The sequence below is a fragment of the Enterococcus sp. RIT-PI-f genome, assembly GCF_001297065.1.
Classification (GTDB): Bacteria; Bacillota; Bacilli; order Lactobacillales; family Enterococcaceae; genus Enterococcus_D.
This window is the reverse complement of record NZ_LHOX01000011.1, coordinates 279,895-299,011: the sequence shown is the minus strand read 5'-3', so window position 1 is coordinate 299,011 and position 19,117 is coordinate 279,895. Positions and strand designations below refer to the sequence as shown.

Genomic DNA, 19,117 nt, shown 5'->3' with positions numbered 1-19,117 from the left:
TAATTGATTGAACGTTTGATATTGAAGGAGGATGACTTCACTGGAGAAAGAACAGCAAAGAGAAGAAGAAAAAAAACGGAAAAAATTTATCTGGTTATGGCTTCTTTTGATCATGATCGGTGTAGTGCTATGGTATTTCATGCGACAAACGCCACGAGTACCACTCATTGGTTCAGAATTATTACCAGATGTAGGAGATGCCAACGATCAGTATGTGTCAGAACGGGCACAGGAAATCGCCGATGCCAATTACTTTACATTACAGATCAATCCAGAAGCTGTTTTCGAAGATGGAAAGAGTCCAGGATCGATTGAAATCGTTAACCCCGGCACGAATGTGTACCCGATTGCGGTGGATATTTCCTTGGCAGATAGCGAGGAAGTCATCTATTCTTCAGGTGCGATCCATCCAAATCAATTTGTTGAAAATGTACAACTCGCAACACCATTGACTGAAGGCATTTACTCTGCCACAGCAGTGATTCATATCTATGACCCCGATACCAAAGAACGACAAGGTATCACTGAAGCTGAATTAACGATTATCGTTAAGAATTAAAAAATCAAAGTGAGGTAATATGTAAATGAAAAAAACAGCAGCAATTTTAAGTGTAGCAACAATCGGTGCCATGATGGTCAGCAGTGTAACAGCTTTTGCGGATCAAGATATTGACGGCCGTTTGGTTGACCCAACAGCGGATGTTCGTGTGAACGGCATCATTGGAGAGTTTGATAATACAACGATTGGACCAGATCCGGAAAATATGGATGAGTGGGTCAATGTTACATTGCCAACCACAGCGTTATTTTATACAACAACTGATACAGAGCATGAAATAATCACATCTCCTGAGTACAGTATCACCAATCATTCAGCAGTCGGTGTAACCGTGACTGTGAGCGATGTGAATTCTGCTAATCTTATGGATGATGTAGCAACTTTAAATATCAATGGAATATCTTTATTCGAGAATGGACTTCCTAATGTTACACCAGAAGTACTATTTTCAATAGTAGGAACAAGTGAAAGCGAAGACGAGGCAGATTTTGTAAAAACATTCGAATTTGCTGGAACATCAAGTGCAACGGATACAACTGAACAAAATCCAAGTTTCAACTTGGTCTTGAACTTCGAAGCAAATAGAGCCGAAGACTAAGCGTAACCATTTTCGATCAATTCTACAGGTGAAAGGTGTTGTAAGCAAAATGAAACATCTCAAATCGGTATGCTGTATTCTGATACTGTTTTGTATGTGGTTGATTGCTTCACCTCAGATGACAAATGCAAGAGTGACAACAAGTAATTATGCTGCTAGTCGTCCAATCATTGTCAGAGGACGACTCGGCGAGAAGGTTATTGAAGAAGATCCTATTGAAGAAGATGATAAAGTAACGATTGTAGTCGACATTTCTCAATCAGAAAATGGCAGATTACCGCAAACTGGTTCATATTTGAATCCTTATCCGCAGTACATCGGTTTCTTTATTATTGGAATGGTGTTCATTCTTTATGCTCGAAAAAAACATGTATGCGAAAGTCAAGCCATATGTGAACAGGCAAGTAAAGAGAAATGATGTATCAAAGTAAGAATGGACTTTGATTAGTGAACGGTCGAAGTTTGGCACATGAATGACATTGATTTGGGTGTAACCATAGTGGTTAAGAGATCAAAGAATAAGGCAACTGTCGTATCTTTTGTTTCATCCTTGAATGATTAACGTTGTTTCAATAATGTCAAAGAATTTTTTAAGTTGGATCAGTTAAACATGATTAAAACATGAAAGGTGGATACAAAAGTGATGCAGTTAAATAACATTGACTCGCCTAAAACATATCTCAGTTATTTTTATAGTAATATGTCTAAATATGAGTGTGAAGAAAAATACCCGCAAATATACTGTTACTTTCAAGATTTATGTGACCAATTTGAGCGCTTGTATGAGGAAGATATGCCACTATTTAAAAAAATGTCACAGTTATTAGCCATTGATGCACAACTCCATATCATTATAGAGTGCTTACCAATGCACGATGGTGACGAAATGATCCACACCTTTGGGGAAGACGAATTTGTCAAAATGGTTCAAAAAGATAAGGACTATTATTATCGAGAATTAGTTGGTCATAATATGAATATCACACCACCTTGGGGAATCATCTATTTAAGTGAAACAAGTGAGTAAAAATATGAACTACACATATTTAAAGTTGCGCAGTGGCTTATCTTCATTAAAGAGGGGCTAGAACCTGTTGCTCTAGGGTTCTATCTATAAAAAATATCGACGCTAAACTGTCACAAGTTTGGCGTCGATATTTTTGTACTATTCAATCGGAAATCGATTAGCTGGTTTCCAATAATGATGCGTGTTGAGCTTGCGCCACATGATACGCCTCAACCGCCAAAATCGCATCCCTGAACATCTCCCGTGTGATCTCATATGGCACATGGACGATGTCGTTGGTGGTCATCGCTTTGTCCAAAATCGCATCTAAATCGCTGTCAGTATTTAGCTGCATATCCGCCAAACAAACCGGCAATCGATTTTCTTTCATAAAACGATAGATTCGTTCAAACAGGGCTTCTTGCTGATCCATTTTCAAGAGGGCTAAGACGCCATAGCTGACGGAGGCACCATGAAGGTAGTCTTCCATTTTTTCTAAGACGGTTGTGCCATAGTAGAAAGAATGGGCCATTGCGGAGTTGTAGTCATTGATCACCAAGACGGAGACCAAGCCAGTGGTCACGATGATGTCCAAAACGACTTGTTCAATCGAATAAGACGGAATATTGGCGGCACTATCAGTCAACGCTTGGGTACCATAAGTCAATAAGCGTTCGGTACACATTTTGCCGATTTGGATCCCCAGTCCGTCCGTGTAATCTAGCTGGTCGCCTCTAGCAGAAAAGCTGGATTCGATTTCTTTGGATAAGGCATCGCCAATCCCTGCCCACAAATATTTGTCAGGGGCTTCCGCTATGATTGCGATATCGATGAAGGCATGGGTTGGTGGTTTGGTTGGGAAGAATAAGCCTTGCATTTCACCATTTTCTTGATACATCACACAAACAGCAGTGACTGGTGAACAGTTGGAGCCAATCGTCGGAAAGGTAAAAATGGGCTTGCCTAATTTTTCAGCAGTGACTTTGACGGTGTCGCAGACCCGGCCGCCACCAACTGCAAATAAGACATCCGCATTTTGGACACTGGGTTCTTGCAAGAGTGTCTCAACGTTTTCATAGGTGGAGTTGCCACCATACCAAAGGGTATCGTTGACAGTCACTTCTTTTGTCAGGGCCGCTTTGATCTTGGTTTCGGCTTTTTCGAGGGCGGTTTTGCCCCCAATCATCACGGCTTTGGTGCCATAGGATTTGACGATATCATTGATGGCGCTGTAGGCATCGGCACCGATGGTATAATTTGGCAAAAAGATACTTTGACTCATATTATTTTCCTTCTTTCTTTGATACGAGATTGGCTAAGATGGGTCCTGTGATTTGATGGATGACCATCCCGACGGCAGCTGGCGTCACGGCAGCTGCGATGGTCGCGAAATGCGCATTTGCTAAGGAAATCGCGAGGCCGGTATTTTTCATCCCTAATTGAAACATGATTGATTTGGCTTGTTTGGCACTGACGCCGAGCATTCTGCTGAGTCCGTATCCGGCACCGTAGCCAATTAGATTGTGGATCAAGACCAATACGATGACAATGACACCGGATTGAACGATCACGGCACCGTTTTTAGCGACGGTTCCTGCCACGATCAACAGGATACTGACGGAGGAGATCAAGACGAATGTTTGCAGCCATTGATCGATATACTTATGGATCACACGGTGGACGATGACCCCTAAGATGATTGGGACTAAGACCATTTGCAAAACAGACAACAGCATATCGACAAACGAAATCTCAGTATATTTTCCAGCAAAGATGTAAGTCAAAAAAGGTGTGACGACCGTGGCCAAAAGGGTGGAAACAGTGGTCATGGATACGGTCAGCGCCACGTCGCCTTTCCCGATAAAGGTCATGACGTTGCTGGCGGTACCGCCGGATACCGAGCCAAGTAAGACAAAGCCGATGATCAATCCGGAGGAGAGGCCAAATACTTGAGCGAGTCCATAGGCGACCAATGGACTGATCGTAAATTGAAAAAGAACGCCAATAATAAAGGCTTTTGGCTGGATAACAACCATTTTAAAAGCATCAAGATTCAAGGTCATACCCATACAAAACATAATAATGCTTAACAGATTCGTGATTCGAGGTGGAATCCACAAAAAAGGTTGCGGCATGAAGTAGGCGAGTATCATGAGGAGAATCATAATATAGATCAAATATTTATTTACAAAGGCAGCGATCTTATTGACAGTTTTCATCGTAGGTTTCTTCCTTCCGCATCCTGTTGTAGCAGGATCATCTATAGAGTCAACGTTTATCAAATCTGCCATACATGACAGTTAATAAACGGAATATAAGGGCAAATTGAGGTATAAAAAAACATTCCATCAAAGAAGCGAAATCTTCTTTTAGATGCAATGTGAATAGGGACTTTTTGAATGTATAATCAAAAAAGTCCCGTTTATAATAATAAAATAATGACTTGATTCGGCATTCGTTTCGACATCTGTTTCACGCTCCTTTTTTGTCAGAAAATTCATAATATTAACAATAATTTCTTTTCAGTCTACAAAAGCCAATAAGAAATGTCAACAGCTTTGCGAGAAATATTGTCATTTTTTCTGAAATATGCAAGAAAACATCATCTTTGTTCTGTAGTGGTTTCATCAGATAAGCGAGTAGGCAGCTGTTCTTTGATGAGGGAAAAAGCGGATTCTTGACAGTCAAAAAAGACTGCGCTATCATAGAGGCTAACTTTAAATCTGGAGGTGGTAAATAAATGTCTAGTGACTCGAGTGATGGTGAGCAGAAAATGTATTTTGCGTTGCCTTACTTCCTAATTGAATAGCGAATGATCCAGCACGTTTATTTATCTTGTGATAAATAAAGGGGCTTTTTTGTGCTATTGATTTTCGCAAATAGAAAGGGAAGAGAAAAATGAGTAAACAAGCATTTCAACAAACAGTAGCGGAAACCCGCGAGACCTATCATGTGCAACAACTTGATGATGGACTGACAGATAGGCAGGTGACCGAAGGACTGGCTCGGTATGGATTGAACCAGTTGGCGGTCGAAAAAACCTCAAAATGGCGCTTATTGCTGCGTCAGTTCAACAACATGATTATTTATATATTGATGTTTTCTTGTGTATTGACTTTGTTGATGGGTCATCGCTCAGATGCATTGATCATTGGTATCGTTGTGATCGTGAATGCCTTGATCGGATACTATCAAGAAGCCAATGCCTCAGATGCATTGGAACGAATCAAAGAATTGCTGTCGGCAGAAGCGACTGTCTATCGTGACGGCGTCCGTCAAGATATTCCTGCTGAAGAAGTTGTACCGGGAGATGTCGTCTTCCTGGAAGCCGGCGATAATGTGCCTGCTGACTTACGTATCTTTGAAGCAGATAATTTACGGCTCCAAGAATCCGCGCTAACTGGAGAGCCAGATTCAGTTGAAAAAAATACGGTGCCTATCGATGATCCAGCGACACCTTTAGCCGAACGAACCAATTTGGCATTTGCCTCAACATCAGTGACTTCCGGCAGTGGGAAGGGGATCGTGATTGCCACTGGGGAACAAACTGAGATTGGCCAGATCTCATCGGAAGTCAATCTTGCAGAAGAACGCAAAACCCCATTGATGAAAGAAATCGATGGCTTAGGCAAAGGGATTACTTATGTGATCATGGCAGTCGCGATAGGTTTGTTTATCATCAGCCTATTCCAGCAAACATATGCTTTATCCGTACTATCGTTAGCGGTGGTCACGATGATCGTGGGATCGATCCCTGAAGGCTTGCCGGCGACGACTTCTGTTGTGCTAGCAATGGGTGTCAGTGATATGGCAAAGAACAAACATACGATCATCAAAACATTGCCTGCAGTTGAAACACTAGGCTCTGTCGATGTGATCGCCACAGACAAAACCGGTACTTTGACCAAGAATGAGATGACCGTCAAAGACGTGATCCTTGCAACGCAGCAATACCATGTCACCGGAGATGGCTATGCACCAGAAGGAAAGCTTGTGCCAGTGACACAAGAAAGTGCTGAGGATACCCAACAATTGGCATTGTTCTTGGCTGCCGGGTATGAAGCCAATGATACTGTTTTGGTCAATGAGTCCTCACGTTGGCAAATAAATGGGGAACCTACGGATGGTTCATTCTTGACCCTGTATCATAAGCAGTATCCATATCCAGAAGCACCTGTGTATCGAGAATTGTCTATGTTGCCTTTTGATTCGGACAATCGCTATATGGCAAAACTCGTGGAAGACCAAGCCCAACAACGCCTGCTCTTCCTTAAAGGCGCCCCTGACAAAGTGTTTGCGATGGCGAAGACAGCGGACCCAGCTTTTGATGAAGCGTATTGGACTGCCTATGTTCGTCGCTTATCCGAGCAAGGAAAACGGGTTGTAGCTGTGGGCTATCGGCAAGAAACAGCAGCTGAGATCACTGATCAGACGTTTGAACAAGGAATCCAGCTGCTTGGCCTTGCTGGTATTATCGATCCTCCTCGTGATGAAGTGATTGCTTCTTTGAAAGAAATGAATCAAGCGGGTGTTCAAGTAAAAATGATTACTGGCGATCATCCCTTAACAGCCAAAGCGATTGGTGAGACCTTAGGCTTAGCACCAGAGATCAAGACAGTCACTGGTGCCGAACTAGACGCGATGACAGAAGCTGAATTTCAAGACGCAGCTGTCAATAACCAAGTGTTTGCCCGAACAACACCGAAAAATAAGCTTGATATTATCAAAGCACTGCAAGCCAAAGGCAAAGTGACTGCGATGACTGGAGATGGTGTCAACGATGCGCCTGCCTTGAAACGAGCAGATATTGGTGTTGCAATGGGAATCAGCGGTACCGATGTGGCGAAAGATGCGGCGGATATGATTTTAACCGATGACCATTTCGGTACGATGTCCGATGCTATCCGTGAAGGGCGCCGTATTTACGACAATATTAAAAAAAGTATCCTCTTTTTATTGCCGACGTCATTTGCAGAAGGATTGATCATCGCTTTTACGATCTTGATGCAGCAAGAGATGCCTTTACAGGCCACGCAATTGTTGTGGATCAATATGGTATCAGCGATTACGATCCAGTTCGCGTTTATCTTTGAGCCAGATGAAGCAGGAATCATGAAACGGCAACCGCGTAAAACAGGAAACAAGCTGTTAACGAAACACGATTGTTGGCAAATGGGGTATGTATCGGTCTTGATGGCACTCATCAGTCTGATTGCCCATGATTGGCTCTTGGCACAAGGTGTCAGCGAAACAGTGGCCAGTACGATGATGGTCAATATCGTTGTCTTGAGTAAAATTTTCTATTTATTCAATATTCGTACCAATGCTCCAGCATTTTCTAAAGCGTCTTTTACCAATCCAAAGGCCTTTTTGATTATTGGCATCATGTTGGTCTTACAATTGTTGTTGACCTATGTGCCATTCATGCAACGGGCCTTTCATACCGCCAATATGGATCTTACGGGGTGGCTGATTGCTATTGCATCAGGAATCATTGTTCTATTGGTGACAGAATTAGACAAATGGCTGCGGCATCGGCGAACTGCTGATTAAAGAAACAACTGACTTGATCTATCTTATGTGATCGTGGATCAAAACAGACCCAAGAATAAACAAACCCTGCATCAATAAAGGGTTTGTTTATTTGTTTACAGTAAAAAAAATGCATTTTTACGCGATGTTTTATGTTTGACAGATACATTCCTTCTTGTGCACTATGAAAAGGAACGATTGAAAAAAGTGAGAATGGGGGAGGATCATGAACAATAATATGCACGGCATCGATCATATTGGTTTGACTGTACCGAATTTAGATGAAGCCACACAGTTTTTTTCAGAGGCTTTGGATGCAACTGTTATTTATGATACGTACAAAAAAACAGAGCCGATCAAGGATGCTGCATTTACCAAAAAACGCTTAGGTATTCCAAACGATATGGCAGAACGGGCCATTCGTATGATTGGTTTGCCGAATGGCCCGCAAATCGAATTATTCGAATTTGTTGGACCGAATCAAGCCGGACCAGTCGCCCCTTCTGATTATGGCTGGCAGCATGTCGCATTCAAGGTGGATGATATCCAAGAAGCAGTAGCGAAAGTTGAGGCTGCCGGTGGAAAAAGAAATGCGGATCCCACTGATTTAGGCGGGATCGAAGCTGGTGCGGGCAACCAATTCTGTTATTGTCGAACACCATGGGGCTCAACGATCGAATTGATTGCCTATCCGACACCGCAACCCTATTTGGCACAGGCAGAGCGAAGAAAATGGGATGTCTAAGTAAAGAAACGATCCAATATAAAGCAGCATATAAAAAAGGCACAGTCTGGTACGTGCCTTTTTTTTGCGGTCAAAGATAGGGACTATCTTGGTAAATAACAGGTAAATGAAATATTTATTAGTGAATTTTCAGAAAATTATTTACATTTGTGAGGCTTTTACTTATAATAAACTCAATCATTGAGAGTGATTCTCATTTGCAATTATTAGATTCTCATATGCGTTTGCACAATCATACACAGAACATTGTCTATCGTTGCTGGGTATCAAAGGGGATAAATACATGTCGGTCGGAATAATCAAAACAAATCGGTGGTTCGTGTCCACCACAATTTTTGCGCTACTGATAGTGGCTATATTACTATCTGTAGGAATTGCCTTGGCCAATGGTCAAGCAGATATATCAATCGGTGAAGTGTACCAAATTTTATTTTACAAATTAAGCAAAGGCCTTTATGGCAGTATAGCTGGATTATCAGAAGCCAACGTCAATATTGTTTGGTTTGTGCGGGCACCACGGGTGTTGTTATCGATTTTCGTTGGAATGGGTCTGGCGATCAGTGGGGCTGTGATGCAAGCAGTCGTACAAAATCCCTTGGCAGATCCATATATTTTAGGTATTTCTTCAGGTGCTTCACTAGGTGCAACTTTCGCGATTTTGGTTGGATTTGGCGGTTCAGCACTGGTTCTGCAATTGGGCCTTTCTTTCGGTGCATTTGTTGGGGCGGGTCTGGCGACTATTTTGGTCCTGGTCCTTTCCAGTATTGGCGGGAGAATGACTTCTACCAAGCTCGTTCTTTCAGGCACAATTGTCAGTGCATTATGCAGCTCAGTGTCGAATTTGATTGTCTACTTAGCCAGCAATGCTGAAGGAATGAAAACGGTGGCTTTTTGGTCAATGGGTAGTTTGGCCTCGGCCTCTTGGAACAAGTTGACGTTCATTGTGTTGATCGTCTCGATCGTTACGGTCTTTTTCTTATCGCAATACCGTATTTTGAATACGTTGTTATTGGGAGATGAAGTCGCGTCGACTTTGGGGGTCAAACTGACGTTTTATCGACGCCTTTATATGATTTTGGCCGCATTATTGACCAGTATTATTGTGGCTAATTCCGGAATGATTGGTTTTGTGGGATTGATTATCCCCCACATCGTACGTGGCGTCAGCGGCTCAGATCATCGTTTATTGATGCCGATGACGGCGTTGACCGGTGCCCTTTTCTTGATCTGGGCGGATGTGATCGCTCGTGCCACATTGCATGGTGTAGAATTACCGATCGGGATCATCACGGCCATTATCGGTGCACCGATTTTTATTTATATTATTGTCAAACGACAATATAACTTTGGAGGTTAAAGTGGATGAAATTAACAGTCGATGCACTCAATCTCACAATCGGTGATCAGCAGATTTTAAAGGATATCTCGGTGCAAACACAAGAAGGACAATTTGTCGGTTTAATAGGGTCGAATGGCAGCGGCAAATCCACCTTATTGAAAGCTATATACAAAACATTGAAACCTGACAGTGGGGAGATCCACCTTGGGGACATGAATATTTTAAAAAGCACAGAAAAAAAAGTGGCGCAGAAAGTAAGTGTTGTCAGCCAGTTCAATGAATTAAGTTTTGATCTCACAGTGGAACAGATGGTTCTTTTGGGGCGGACGCCCCACAAATCACTATTGGAGCAAGATACCCAAGCAGATGTCGATCTGGTCGAGCAAGCCCTCGAAAAAACAGGGTTAAGCCGCTACAAAAAACGCAGTTATCTATCCTTGTCTGGTGGAGAAAAACAACGGGTCGTCTTAGCGCGCGCCATCACGCAAGAGCCGAAATTCATGATTCTTGATGAACCCACCAATCACTTAGATATCAGATACCAATTGGATATTTTAGAAACAGTCAAAGCATTGAATATCGGCATATTGGCTGCTTTGCATAATTTGGAACAGGCGGCCAATTATTGCGACATCATCTATGCGTTAAAAGATGGGCAAGTGATTGGTTGCGGTACACCAGAAACGTTATTGACCGAAAGTCTGATCGAAGAAATCTATGGGGTAAAGTGCAGTATCTATCACCATCCGATCACCGGCGGCTTAGGTTTTCATTATTATTTTGAGAAGGAGTAGTGTAAATGAATAAATGGGGTAAAATGATTGGCTTAGGATTGGTTATGATGACATTGAGTGCTTGTGGGAGTAATGATAGCGATACAGCAGCATCCACGTCCAGTGAGGCTGCAAGCACCTATCCATTAACGATCAGCAATTTTACAAAAGCAGAAGGCGGCACAGAGTGGACAGCAAAAGATCAGACCTTTACAGAAGCACCAAAGAAAGTCTTGGCCAATTCACAGCCAGCAGCTGAATTGTTGCTGCACCTAGGATTGAAAGACCGAATTGCCGGTGTAGGCGCGACTTTTGGCGCAGCTGACGCATCTGTTGCGGATGAATATGCCGAATTAAATGATTTAGGAAGTGATTATATCAGCAAAGAAACTGCGTTGAGCGTGGATCCGGATATGATTTATGGTCGGGGTGGGTTATTTGACAACCAAGACTGGGGTGTGGGGACGGTTGACTCATTGAATGAGATGGGGATCCCAACCTATGTCCAAGAAACATCCGTTACAGGGGCGACGTTTGACTCTGTCTACAAAGATATAGAGAACTTAGGCAAAATCTTTGATGTGCCAGAAGCAGCTGCAGCATTTGAGCAAGAATTGAAAGATCGCCAAGCAGCATTAGAAGACAAAGTGGCAGACAAAGAAGTACAAACCTTCGCGCATTTATTCATGTCTGACCCGAGTGTGGTCAGTGTCTACGCAGCGCAAGATGAATCTTTCTTTAATAGCAACTTTGAAATGATCAAATTAGACAATGTCTTCAAAGATTATTCAGGTGAAGTAAGTGTTGAAACGTTGATTGAAACAGATCCAGATGTCTTGATCGTAGGAGATTGGTCAACGATCGAGGGCAGTGTCTCTGGGGATGAGATCATTCAAGGCTTGTACGACAATGAAAAATTGTCCAGCATGAAAGCCATCAAGAACAAACAAGTCTATGCACTAGACTACAATTATCTATTTGGATATGGGTATCAAGCTTTGACGGGGTTAGAACAATTGGTTGATGAGATGGCGAAGTAAACACAAAAAAAGTGAATAGAACGCATGAACAGTTTGGTGTGAAAGCCGAGCTGTTTTTTCATGACTGTCTATGTGCTATCATGTTGGTAACAATCCCATCTTTGATGGGTTGAATGGAGGGGAAACATGAATCAAGTCCTTCGTAACATCTATCTGCAATCTCACCATACCTATTCGCTAAGAGAGAATCTCCGCTTTGAATTGGCCCATGGGAGTGAAAGCAACTATAATCAGCAGATAGAAAATGGAAAACAACGGGCGCACCGAATATTTGAAGACATCTTTCGAGATTCAGCGTGTATACAACTGATTTTGTTTGATGATGCCTGTGGGAAGAATAGTCGTTTTAGGAAATTTTTGTATCATCAACAGTTCAAGATTGTGGATCATTTCATGACAGATGCTTTTAAAAATGACCATATGGCTACAACAGCCGTTACTGTGGTCGAAACATCGGTTGCTAATCTAAGAAGAACTAAAGTGATTGACGGTATTTGTTATCAAGATTTTATAGAGCCAGGTAAGATGAGGATCACAAATGCAGTTGTTTTCTATGAACCCAAAAAACAGATCCTTTTGAACATCTATGATGATCGCGGCTGTGACGTTTGGTCTGATCATTTTCAGCAGCAAAAGGCAATCTATCAAAGATTCAATGATTGGATTTTAGCATATGACCGCTATGCAATTGACCAAGTATTTGCATCAATTCCTTGAGAAAAATGAAAAGACAGGTTGTCTATCATCAGATACATATCTGTGTTAGATAACCTGTCTTTGTTCTTTTTCTCTTGCTGCTGCGCTTACTTATTGTCTTCAGCCGTAATCAAACTATCCACAGCTGCCAAAAGTGCTGTTTGATTATCTGCTAATGGGTGCCATCCTAAAACAGCTTTGGCTTTTTGATTGCTGACTTGGCGATTCATTTTCAAAAAGAGAGCACCTTCTTTTGCTTGATGGTTGAACAAGGCACCAAATCGAATGACCCATTGCGGAATTTCTTTGGTTGTTACACGTGAAACCAATTGTGGCCGTTGATGTTGTATGATCGATGCCATTTCCTTCATTGAAATTTGACCATCACAAGAAGCGATAAAACGTTGACCGGCTGCTTCTGGAGTAAACATGGCCAGCAAATGGATCTTTGCTACATCTCGCACATCCACAATGTTCAAAGGAATATTCGGATACCGTTTGTTGGCACCAGCCAATAATGTGTCTATCAACGTAAAACTACCAGAAACATGCTGATCTAGAGATGGACCGAATATCGCAACAGGGTTGACAGTCGCAAAGGTATACGCTGGTTTCTCAGTTGCAACGAAAGCCCAAGCGGCTTGTTCGGCAAGTAATTTTGATTTTTCATAGATAGATAAACCAGGTTGTTCAGGATCTGTCCAATCGGCTTCTGTCGTTGTCGAATGTTTGTCCAGGTTGCTAAATCCGACTGCACCAAAATTGGATGTCATGACGACACGCTTGACAGGGCTGTTTTTTGCTGCTTGAAGAATACGGATAATGCCTTCTGTTGCAGGACGGATCACTGCTGCTTCATCGGTGACTTTGCCAAAGAAAACTGGAGAAGCCACACTGAATACATAGGTACAATCAGCCATCGCTTCATGCCAACCAGCATCTTTGGCCAAATCTGCTTCGACAAAGGAAAGTTGATCTAATGCGGTAATCCCATTGTCCGCCATCGTACGCAAAATTTTTTCTTGACTCTTCAATGACCGAACGGTCGTTTTCACTGTATGGCCTTCTTGTAATAACTGAAAAATAATGTGGGAAGCCAAAAAACCTGTGCCGCCGGTAACCAATACTGTTTCTTTCATATCTGTTTCCTCCTAAATTTAAGCGAACTGTGAATGATTGTTTTATTGATAGCCAAATTGTAAACCCTAGAGTATACTCTAGGGAAAGGGGAATGTTTGAAAATTTTTGAAAGGTGCGAAATCAATGACTTATTCTATCAAAGAAGTGGCCGAAATGTTTGATCTATCTGTCTACACCTTGCGCTATTACGACAAACAAGGTTTGATGCCTTTTGTGGTCAAAAATCCCTCTGGGTATCGCGCATTTACAGAGTCTGATTTATCTTTGATCCATACGATTTGCTGTTTAAAAAATACCGGTATGCCGATCAAAGAGATCCGCAAGTATATCGACTATTGTATGGCAGGGCCTCAAACAGCCCCACAACGTCGGGTGTTGATGGAGGCACATCGTAAAAAGATCGAGGACGAGATGACAAAGTTAAGAGAGAATTTGGTAGAAATCGACCATAAACTGGAGATCTATACAGATCCGCATGCGGAACAGATTTTACAAGAGATGCGGGAGTATACGGAGAATGAAAAGGCAGCCCTTCATTTTTGAGGGACTGCTTTTTTATGTATTATTTTTTGTTCATTTCTCTAATTTGCTTTTAAAATATTTTTATGATCTAAAGATTGATAAATACCATATGAGAACGTATACTGAACAGTAACAATAGATCGCACAAAAAAGGGGGAAGTACATGAAAAAATGGTTGGGTTGGTTAGCGTGTCTATTAATTGTAGGTTTGTTAATATATGGTGGTATGCGTTGGGTTTTCCCAGATATGTTTGGCAATAAAAGCACTTTATCAGCGTATGTAGAAGCAACCGATGATACACAGACGACATTTTTGGTCAAAGAAGCAGCTGGTACCTTTCAAGTGACTACGCGTACGCCTGACGAGGAAAAGAAAACTTGGTTGAGCAATGCAGAGCTAGTTAATGACTATACAGGGGACTGGACAGTAACCATTGGACTAAAAGGGAAAGGGCAAGATGGGGTAGTCGAGTCGACCAAAATGGACGATCTTTCTGTAGGTGGGATGGTCACCAGTGATTTAGCCTATGCTGCGTATATACCGTATGCCACAGCGAATGGCAATGAGGTGGGCTTGTTTGTTGCGACAGATGATCAAGAGATCATCAAGGCGATTCAAAAAGACCCACAGTCTGCTGAAGAATATAAAGAAAAAGCAGAAATCCGGTATATTGGTATTGAAACGGCATCGAATGATTAAAAAAAGCTGACCCTTTCGGCGGTCAGCTTTTTTGCATATTGATATATAAGGTATATTTTATAGCAATGGCAAGATCCAATTGACCCACATCCAACTGAAAGGCATAATCAAAACCATTGCCGGAATCATATCCGCAACAGGGAACATTTTGACTTTGATCATGCGAAAACCAGTCGCTAACATCAAGATACCGCCGCAGGCTTTAAAATCCAAAATCATATCAGGGGTGGTTAATGGGAAAATGAATTTTGCCAACAAGAACAACAAGAAAAAGATAATAAATTGTGGGATAGCAATGACTGATACGACGAATCCTAAGTTGCAAGCGAAAATAGCAGCAGTGAAGAAATCTAGAATAGATTTGGCGATCAGAACCGAACTGTCACCAGTCATACCTGAATCTAAGCTACCGTAGATCCCCGTTCCGCTAGCACAAAACAAGACGATAACTGTGATCAATGTGCTCATGAATTCATCTTCTGTTAGACTGATGCTTTCGTTTGGCACGATTTTGGCAATTGGCTTTTGCATCATGCGGGCACCTTTATTGATGATATCCCCTAGGTGGATCGCCAATCCAAATCCAGTACCAATAACCATCGCAAAAATGACAGCAGGCATGTATTTCATTGGTGCAATGGCAAAAATCCCCATTGCCATCGAACAAGCACCGAAGACCAAATTGATTTCTGTTTTGAATTTCTCTGGCAATTTTTCACCTAAAAAACCGCCAAGTAGTCCGCCGAGTAAGACGGATAACGCATTGATAATGACTCCTGTAGGCATGAAACTCGCTCCTTCAATAAATAAAATAGGTACAATAAGTACATCTGACAGTGCTTATTGTACCAAAGAAAATTTTCGCAACAATTCAAAAATCATGATAAAGTATTCTAAAATGGAATAGATGAGAGGCGCCAAAAATGGATATTCATAAACTTGAGATTTTTATCGATTTATCTGAAACATTGAACTATACAGAAACCGCTGAACGACAATTTACGACCCAAGGCAATATCTCAAAACAAATCATTGCGCTGGAAAAAGAAGTTGGCGCGCCATTGTTTGAACGGGCCCATCGCCAAATCAGCCTTAATCCATTAGGAGAACTTCTGCTGCCTCATGCACAAGAAATCGTCATGCAATATCAGCAAATGCAGCAGCATTTGAGCGAACAACTGTCTCAAGATAGTTTGGTTTTGATGATGCTGACGATTCCGACGATGGCCAATTACTATGGATTTGAACTAATCACTAAATTTCTTAAGCGCCACCCAGAAGTCGATGTGCAGTTGAAGGAAGGTGAAGGCAACGCATTGCTGCCATTTCTGAAAGGCGGACAGAATCATGTGATTTTTGCCCGCACCTTTAGCCGTACCATGGCTGAATGCGAGATGTTGTTGACTGAAGAAGACCGATTTGTCGCTGTTTTGCCGAAACACCATCCGCTAGCCAATGAAAAAAAGATCGCCCTTGCTGATTTGGGTATGGAACAATTTGTTGCCTTAGAAGAAGATACTTTGATCTATCAACCTATGGTCGATCTTTGCCATGAAGCGGGGTTTGATCCGCAAATCAGCTTTCGCAGTGCCCGAATCGACTTATTGCTGAATATGATAGAACGTGAATTGGGCGTGTCACTACTTATGGAAAAAAGTATCGACAAATATTGGGTCGATCGTGTCGCCATTGTGCCGATCACCCCTACGAAAAAGAGTTACCTTTCGTTTATTCGGACAAAAAATAGTCATTCTTTGGCGAGTCAGCTGTTATGGCAGTATATCAAGGAAGAAGTGAACTGAGAAGGGGCGCCTATTCCAAAATGGAATAGCTAGTGACTGAAAGTGAATTGTTCTCTTCGTGCAAGCCTTATATCATAAGGTTGTAAACGAAGAAGGAGGAGCACAATCATGTCAAATACACCTTATGATTTACGTAAAGTGATCGAGGAATTAAAACAACTGCCTGGCCAATATCATGAAACAGATGTTGAAGTGGATCCTGAAGCAGAATTATCGGGGGTTTATCGCTATATTGGTGCTGGTGGTACCGTTCAACGTCCGACACAAGAAGGACCTGCCATGACGTTCAATAACATCAAAGGTTTTCCTGGGATGCGGGTCAATATCGGTACTATGGCAAGCCGTAAACGGGTGGGTCAGATTTTACATCATGACTATCGTACCTTAGGTCAATTACTACAAAAATCAGTCGAAAATCCAATCAAACCAATCAAAGTCGCAAAAGAAGAAGCACCGGTCCAAGAAGTCGTTCATCTAGCGACTGATGAAGGTTTCGATATCCGAAAATTGATTCCAGCACCGACCAATACTGAAGAAGATGCCGGACCTTATATTACTTTAGGGGTTGTTTTAGGGTCAGATCCTGATAAAACAATGAGTGATGTGACGATACATCGGATGGTGCTAGAAGATGAAGACACGATTGGCATGTACATTATGCCTGGCGGTCGCCATATTGGTCATTTCCAAAAACAATTCGAAGCATTGAATCAACCTATGCCGATCACGATCAATATCGGCTTAGACCCAGCCATCGCGATTGGTACGACTTTTGAACCACCAACCACGCCCCTTGGCTATAACGAATTGTGGGTAGCAGGCGCCTTGAGAAATGAACCTGTACAACTGGTAGATGGTGTCGCTGTGAATGAAGTGGGCATCGCCCGTGCTGAGTTCGTGATCGAAGCTGAGATCATGCCTAATCAAACCATGCAAGAAGATATCAATACCCATACAGGCAAAGCAATGCCAGAATTCCCTGGCTACACAGGTGATGCCAATCCAGGTGTCAATGTGGTCAAAGTCAAAGCAGTGACGCACCGAAAAGACAAGCCAATCATGCAAACAACGATCGGTCCAAGTGAAGAACACGTATCTATGGCGGGCATCCCTACAGAAGCAAGTATTTTGGGTCTAGTAGACAAAGCGATCCCAGGGAAAGTCGTCAATGTGTATAATCCACCAGCAGGTGGCGGGAAATTGATGACCATTATGCAAATCCACAAAGAAAATGAAGCGGATGAAGGCATTCAACGTCAAGCAGCGATTTTGGCGCTCTCTGCATTCAAAGAGTTAAAGACCGTTATTCTGGTGGATGATGATGTGGATATCTTTGATATGAATGATGTGATGTGGACTTTGAACACACGTTTCCAAGGCGACAAAGATGTGATCGTGATTCCTGGCATGCGTAATCATCCCCTTGATCCTTCAGAATTGCCACAATACAATCCAGGTGTGATCCGTTTTAGAGGGATGAGCGCCAAAACCATCTTTGATGGCACAGTACCTTTTGATATGAAAGAACATTTTGAACGTGCAAAATTCAAAGATGTTCCTGATTGGCAAAAATACTTGGATTAAGCAAGAATGAGGAAAGAGGAATGACCTATGACAAGAAAGAAAAAAATCGTGATTGGCATCAGTGGGGCTTCAGGAACAACGTATGCAATTGATTTAATCAAGAAATTACACGCCAATCCAGAGGTGGAAACCCACGGCGTGATCAGTATCTGGGCGAAGCAGAATTTGAAGCTAGAATCAGATATGTCATTGCATGAACTAGAATCTCTATTGGACTATCATTATGCTATCAATGATCTTGGTGCCACGATTGCGAGTGGATCCTTTCTTGTCGATGGGATGGTCATCGTTCCAGCAAGTATGAAAACAGTCGCAGCCGTTTCGATGGGATATAGCGACAACTTGATTGCCCGTGCGGCAGATGTCACCTTAAAAGAACAACGAAAGCTGATCCTCGTTCCTAGAGAAACACCATTAAGTACGATCCATCTGGAAAACTTAACAAGATTATCCCGATTAGGTGTTCAGATCATCCCACCAATTCCGGCTTTCTATAATCATCCAGAAACGATCGCAGATTTGGTCAACCATCAAACGATGAAAATCATGGATGCCTTAGGAATCGAAAATGAGAGCGATGGGCGTTGGAAAGGGGAAGAATAAATGCTGACCCAAAGATGCCAAACTACAGAAGCAGGCTATACGATGACGGCAGAAGCAGTTTTTGTAGGCGCTGATCTATTGATTGTTCTGACTGGTGGCGATGTGCCGCATTTAGGTACAGTGACAGCTGTTGCGGATGATATGGCTACGGAAACGATTCGCTTCCATAGCCATCACGGACGCTACCATAAAGATGATGTCCTCAGTACGATCATCGCAGAAATCATCAAAGAGGCATTGCCTGGGCATTGTCTGATCACTGCCGGGATACATGTGAATGATATTTCTGATGAACAAATCAAAGCCTCCGCTAACATGGCTAAAGATCTTGGCCATCAGTTGCTGCAGTGGCTGCAAACAACCGAAATCTCTATGCCAGATACGGTATATACACGGTATCGGCAGACGTTTACCGATTAAAAGTTATTGTATATAATTTTTGCTTTTTTGAACAAAAGAAAATGAAGAACGACTCTAA

Annotated in this window: 20 protein-coding genes; 16 read left to right on the top strand and 4 right to left on the bottom strand. The window is 42.3% G+C overall.

Features of this window, described 5'->3' with window-relative positions:
* The first annotated feature begins 31 nt into the window (after positions 1–31).
* From AEQ18_RS05145 to AEQ18_RS05130, 4 genes are all read left to right on the top strand, one after another.
* Complete coding sequence (locus AEQ18_RS05145) at positions 32–559, top strand: hypothetical protein (RefSeq protein WP_200908893.1); 528 nt, start codon at positions 32–34, stop codon at positions 557–559.
* Positions 560–584: 25 nt separating this feature from the next.
* Positions 585–1,157: a hypothetical protein gene (locus tag AEQ18_RS05140; RefSeq protein WP_054115287.1), complete on the top strand. Its 573-nt coding sequence runs from the start codon at positions 585–587 to the stop codon at positions 1,155–1,157.
* 49 nt (positions 1,158–1,206) lie between these two features.
* The gene (locus tag AEQ18_RS05135) at positions 1,207–1,575 is read left to right on the top strand and encodes an LPXTG cell wall anchor domain-containing protein (protein WP_054115286.1); all 369 of its coding nucleotides are present in this window, start codon (positions 1,207–1,209) and stop codon (positions 1,573–1,575) included.
* Between the two features lie 225 nt (positions 1,576–1,800).
* Positions 1,801–2,184, top strand: coding sequence for a DUF7006 family protein (locus tag AEQ18_RS05130; protein WP_054115285.1), 384 nt, complete (start codon positions 1,801–1,803; stop codon positions 2,182–2,184).
* Positions 2,185–2,341: 157 nt separating this feature from the next.
* On the opposite strand, the gene AEQ18_RS05125 is transcribed toward AEQ18_RS05130, so the two are convergent.
* Both AEQ18_RS05125 and AEQ18_RS05120 read right to left on the bottom strand, forming a co-directional pair.
* Positions 2,342–3,445, bottom strand: coding sequence for an iron-containing alcohol dehydrogenase family protein (locus tag AEQ18_RS05125; protein ID WP_054115284.1), 1,104 nt, complete (start codon positions 3,443–3,445; stop codon positions 2,342–2,344).
* 1 nt (position 3,446) lies between these two features.
* Positions 3,447–4,382: a bile acid:sodium symporter family protein gene (locus AEQ18_RS05120; protein ID WP_054115283.1), complete on the bottom strand. Its 936-nt coding sequence runs from the start codon at positions 4,380–4,382 to the stop codon at positions 3,447–3,449.
* A gap of 679 nt (positions 4,383–5,061) precedes the next feature.
* On the opposite strand from AEQ18_RS05120, the gene AEQ18_RS05115 reads away from it, so the two are divergent.
* The 6 genes from AEQ18_RS05115 to AEQ18_RS05090 all read left to right on the top strand — a co-directional run bounded on the left by AEQ18_RS05115 (position 5,062) and on the right by AEQ18_RS05090 (position 12,309).
* Complete coding sequence (locus AEQ18_RS05115; protein ID WP_054115282.1) at positions 5,062–7,716, top strand: HAD-IC family P-type ATPase; 2,655 nt, start codon at positions 5,062–5,064, stop codon at positions 7,714–7,716.
* Between the two features lie 205 nt (positions 7,717–7,921).
* A complete protein-coding gene (locus tag AEQ18_RS05110) occupies positions 7,922–8,440 on the top strand; it encodes a VOC family protein (RefSeq protein WP_054115281.1) in 519 nt (172 codons plus the stop codon).
* Between the two features lie 283 nt (positions 8,441–8,723).
* Positions 8,724–9,797, top strand: a complete 1,074-nt coding sequence (locus tag AEQ18_RS05105) for a FecCD family ABC transporter permease (protein WP_054115280.1) — start codon at positions 8,724–8,726, stop codon at positions 9,795–9,797.
* A 5-nt stretch (positions 9,798–9,802) separates the two neighbouring features.
* Positions 9,803–10,573, top strand: coding sequence for an ABC transporter ATP-binding protein (locus tag AEQ18_RS05100; protein WP_054115279.1), 771 nt, complete (start codon positions 9,803–9,805; stop codon positions 10,571–10,573).
* A 5-nt stretch (positions 10,574–10,578) separates the two neighbouring features.
* On the top strand, positions 10,579–11,592 hold the full coding sequence (locus AEQ18_RS05095) for an ABC transporter substrate-binding protein (RefSeq protein ID WP_054115278.1): 1,014 nt from the start codon (positions 10,579–10,581) through the stop codon (positions 11,590–11,592).
* Between the two features lie 126 nt (positions 11,593–11,718).
* Positions 11,719–12,309, top strand: coding sequence for a DUF3885 domain-containing protein (locus AEQ18_RS05090; protein WP_054115277.1), 591 nt, complete (start codon positions 11,719–11,721; stop codon positions 12,307–12,309).
* An 86-nt stretch (positions 12,310–12,395) separates the two neighbouring features.
* Here the strand turns inward: AEQ18_RS05090 and AEQ18_RS05085 are convergent, their stop codons facing one another.
* Positions 12,396–13,427 carry an SDR family oxidoreductase gene (locus AEQ18_RS05085; RefSeq protein ID WP_054115276.1) on the bottom strand — a complete coding sequence of 344 codons (1,032 nt, stop codon included), beginning with the start codon at positions 13,425–13,427 and terminating at the stop codon, positions 12,396–12,398.
* Between the two features lie 124 nt (positions 13,428–13,551).
* Here AEQ18_RS05085 and AEQ18_RS05080 point away from each other — a divergent pair, with 124 nt between their 5' ends.
* Complete coding sequence (locus AEQ18_RS05080) at positions 13,552–13,971, top strand: MerR family transcriptional regulator (protein WP_054115275.1); 420 nt, start codon at positions 13,552–13,554, stop codon at positions 13,969–13,971.
* Positions 13,972–14,113: 142 nt separating this feature from the next.
* A complete protein-coding gene (locus tag AEQ18_RS05075) occupies positions 14,114–14,650 on the top strand; it encodes a hypothetical protein (RefSeq protein ID WP_054115274.1) in 537 nt (178 codons plus the stop codon).
* A 57-nt stretch (positions 14,651–14,707) separates the two neighbouring features.
* Here the strand turns inward: AEQ18_RS05075 and AEQ18_RS05070 are convergent, their stop codons facing one another.
* Positions 14,708–15,436, bottom strand: a complete 729-nt coding sequence (locus AEQ18_RS05070; protein WP_054115273.1) for a DUF554 domain-containing protein — start codon at positions 15,434–15,436, stop codon at positions 14,708–14,710.
* A gap of 137 nt (positions 15,437–15,573) precedes the next feature.
* Between AEQ18_RS05070 and AEQ18_RS05065 the strand changes: the two genes are divergently transcribed.
* The 4 genes from AEQ18_RS05065 to AEQ18_RS05050 all read left to right on the top strand — a co-directional run bounded on the left by AEQ18_RS05065 (position 15,574) and on the right by AEQ18_RS05050 (position 19,059).
* The gene (locus tag AEQ18_RS05065; protein WP_054115272.1) at positions 15,574–16,452 is read left to right on the top strand and encodes a LysR family transcriptional regulator; all 879 of its coding nucleotides are present in this window, start codon (positions 15,574–15,576) and stop codon (positions 16,450–16,452) included.
* A 108-nt stretch (positions 16,453–16,560) separates the two neighbouring features.
* Positions 16,561–18,036 carry a UbiD family decarboxylase gene (locus AEQ18_RS05060; protein ID WP_054115271.1) on the top strand — a complete coding sequence of 492 codons (1,476 nt, stop codon included), beginning with the start codon at positions 16,561–16,563 and terminating at the stop codon, positions 18,034–18,036.
* A gap of 27 nt (positions 18,037–18,063) precedes the next feature.
* Positions 18,064–18,639 (top strand): UbiX family flavin prenyltransferase, encoded by a 576-nt coding sequence (locus AEQ18_RS05055; protein ID WP_054115270.1) that lies wholly within the window; start codon positions 18,064–18,066, stop codon positions 18,637–18,639.
* A complete protein-coding gene (locus AEQ18_RS05050) occupies positions 18,640–19,059 on the top strand; it encodes a prenylated flavin chaperone LpdD (protein ID WP_054115269.1) in 420 nt (139 codons plus the stop codon).
* Positions 19,060–19,117 lie beyond the last annotated feature (58 nt).

Coding starts and splice junctions, on each gene's coding strand:
- AEQ18_RS05145 (WP_200908893.1), top strand. CDS start 32: ATGACTTCACTGGAGAAAGAACAGCAAAGAGAAGAAGAAAAAAAACGG.
- AEQ18_RS05140 (WP_054115287.1), top strand. CDS start 585: ATGAAAAAAACAGCAGCAATTTTAAGTGTAGCAACAATCGGTGCCATG.
- AEQ18_RS05135 (WP_054115286.1), top strand. CDS start 1,207: ATGAAACATCTCAAATCGGTATGCTGTATTCTGATACTGTTTTGTATG.
- AEQ18_RS05130 (WP_054115285.1), top strand. CDS start 1,801: ATGCAGTTAAATAACATTGACTCGCCTAAAACATATCTCAGTTATTTT.
- AEQ18_RS05125 (WP_054115284.1), bottom strand. CDS start 3,445: ATGAGTCAAAGTATCTTTTTGCCAAATTATACCATCGGTGCCGATGCC.
- AEQ18_RS05120 (WP_054115283.1), bottom strand. CDS start 4,382: ATGAAAACTGTCAATAAGATCGCTGCCTTTGTAAATAAATATTTGATC.
- AEQ18_RS05115 (WP_054115282.1), top strand. CDS start 5,062: ATGAGTAAACAAGCATTTCAACAAACAGTAGCGGAAACCCGCGAGACC.
- AEQ18_RS05110 (WP_054115281.1), top strand. CDS start 7,922: ATGAACAATAATATGCACGGCATCGATCATATTGGTTTGACTGTACCG.
- AEQ18_RS05105 (WP_054115280.1), top strand. CDS start 8,724: ATGTCGGTCGGAATAATCAAAACAAATCGGTGGTTCGTGTCCACCACA.
- AEQ18_RS05100 (WP_054115279.1), top strand. CDS start 9,803: ATGAAATTAACAGTCGATGCACTCAATCTCACAATCGGTGATCAGCAG.
- AEQ18_RS05095 (WP_054115278.1), top strand. CDS start 10,579: ATGAATAAATGGGGTAAAATGATTGGCTTAGGATTGGTTATGATGACA.
- AEQ18_RS05090 (WP_054115277.1), top strand. CDS start 11,719: ATGAATCAAGTCCTTCGTAACATCTATCTGCAATCTCACCATACCTAT.
- AEQ18_RS05085 (WP_054115276.1), bottom strand. CDS start 13,427: ATGAAAGAAACAGTATTGGTTACCGGCGGCACAGGTTTTTTGGCTTCC.
- AEQ18_RS05080 (WP_054115275.1), top strand. CDS start 13,552: ATGACTTATTCTATCAAAGAAGTGGCCGAAATGTTTGATCTATCTGTC.
- AEQ18_RS05075 (WP_054115274.1), top strand. CDS start 14,114: ATGAAAAAATGGTTGGGTTGGTTAGCGTGTCTATTAATTGTAGGTTTG.
- AEQ18_RS05070 (WP_054115273.1), bottom strand. CDS start 15,436: ATGCCTACAGGAGTCATTATCAATGCGTTATCCGTCTTACTCGGCGGA.
- AEQ18_RS05065 (WP_054115272.1), top strand. CDS start 15,574: ATGGATATTCATAAACTTGAGATTTTTATCGATTTATCTGAAACATTG.
- AEQ18_RS05060 (WP_054115271.1), top strand. CDS start 16,561: ATGTCAAATACACCTTATGATTTACGTAAAGTGATCGAGGAATTAAAA.
- AEQ18_RS05055 (WP_054115270.1), top strand. CDS start 18,064: ATGACAAGAAAGAAAAAAATCGTGATTGGCATCAGTGGGGCTTCAGGA.
- AEQ18_RS05050 (WP_054115269.1), top strand. CDS start 18,640: ATGCTGACCCAAAGATGCCAAACTACAGAAGCAGGCTATACGATGACG.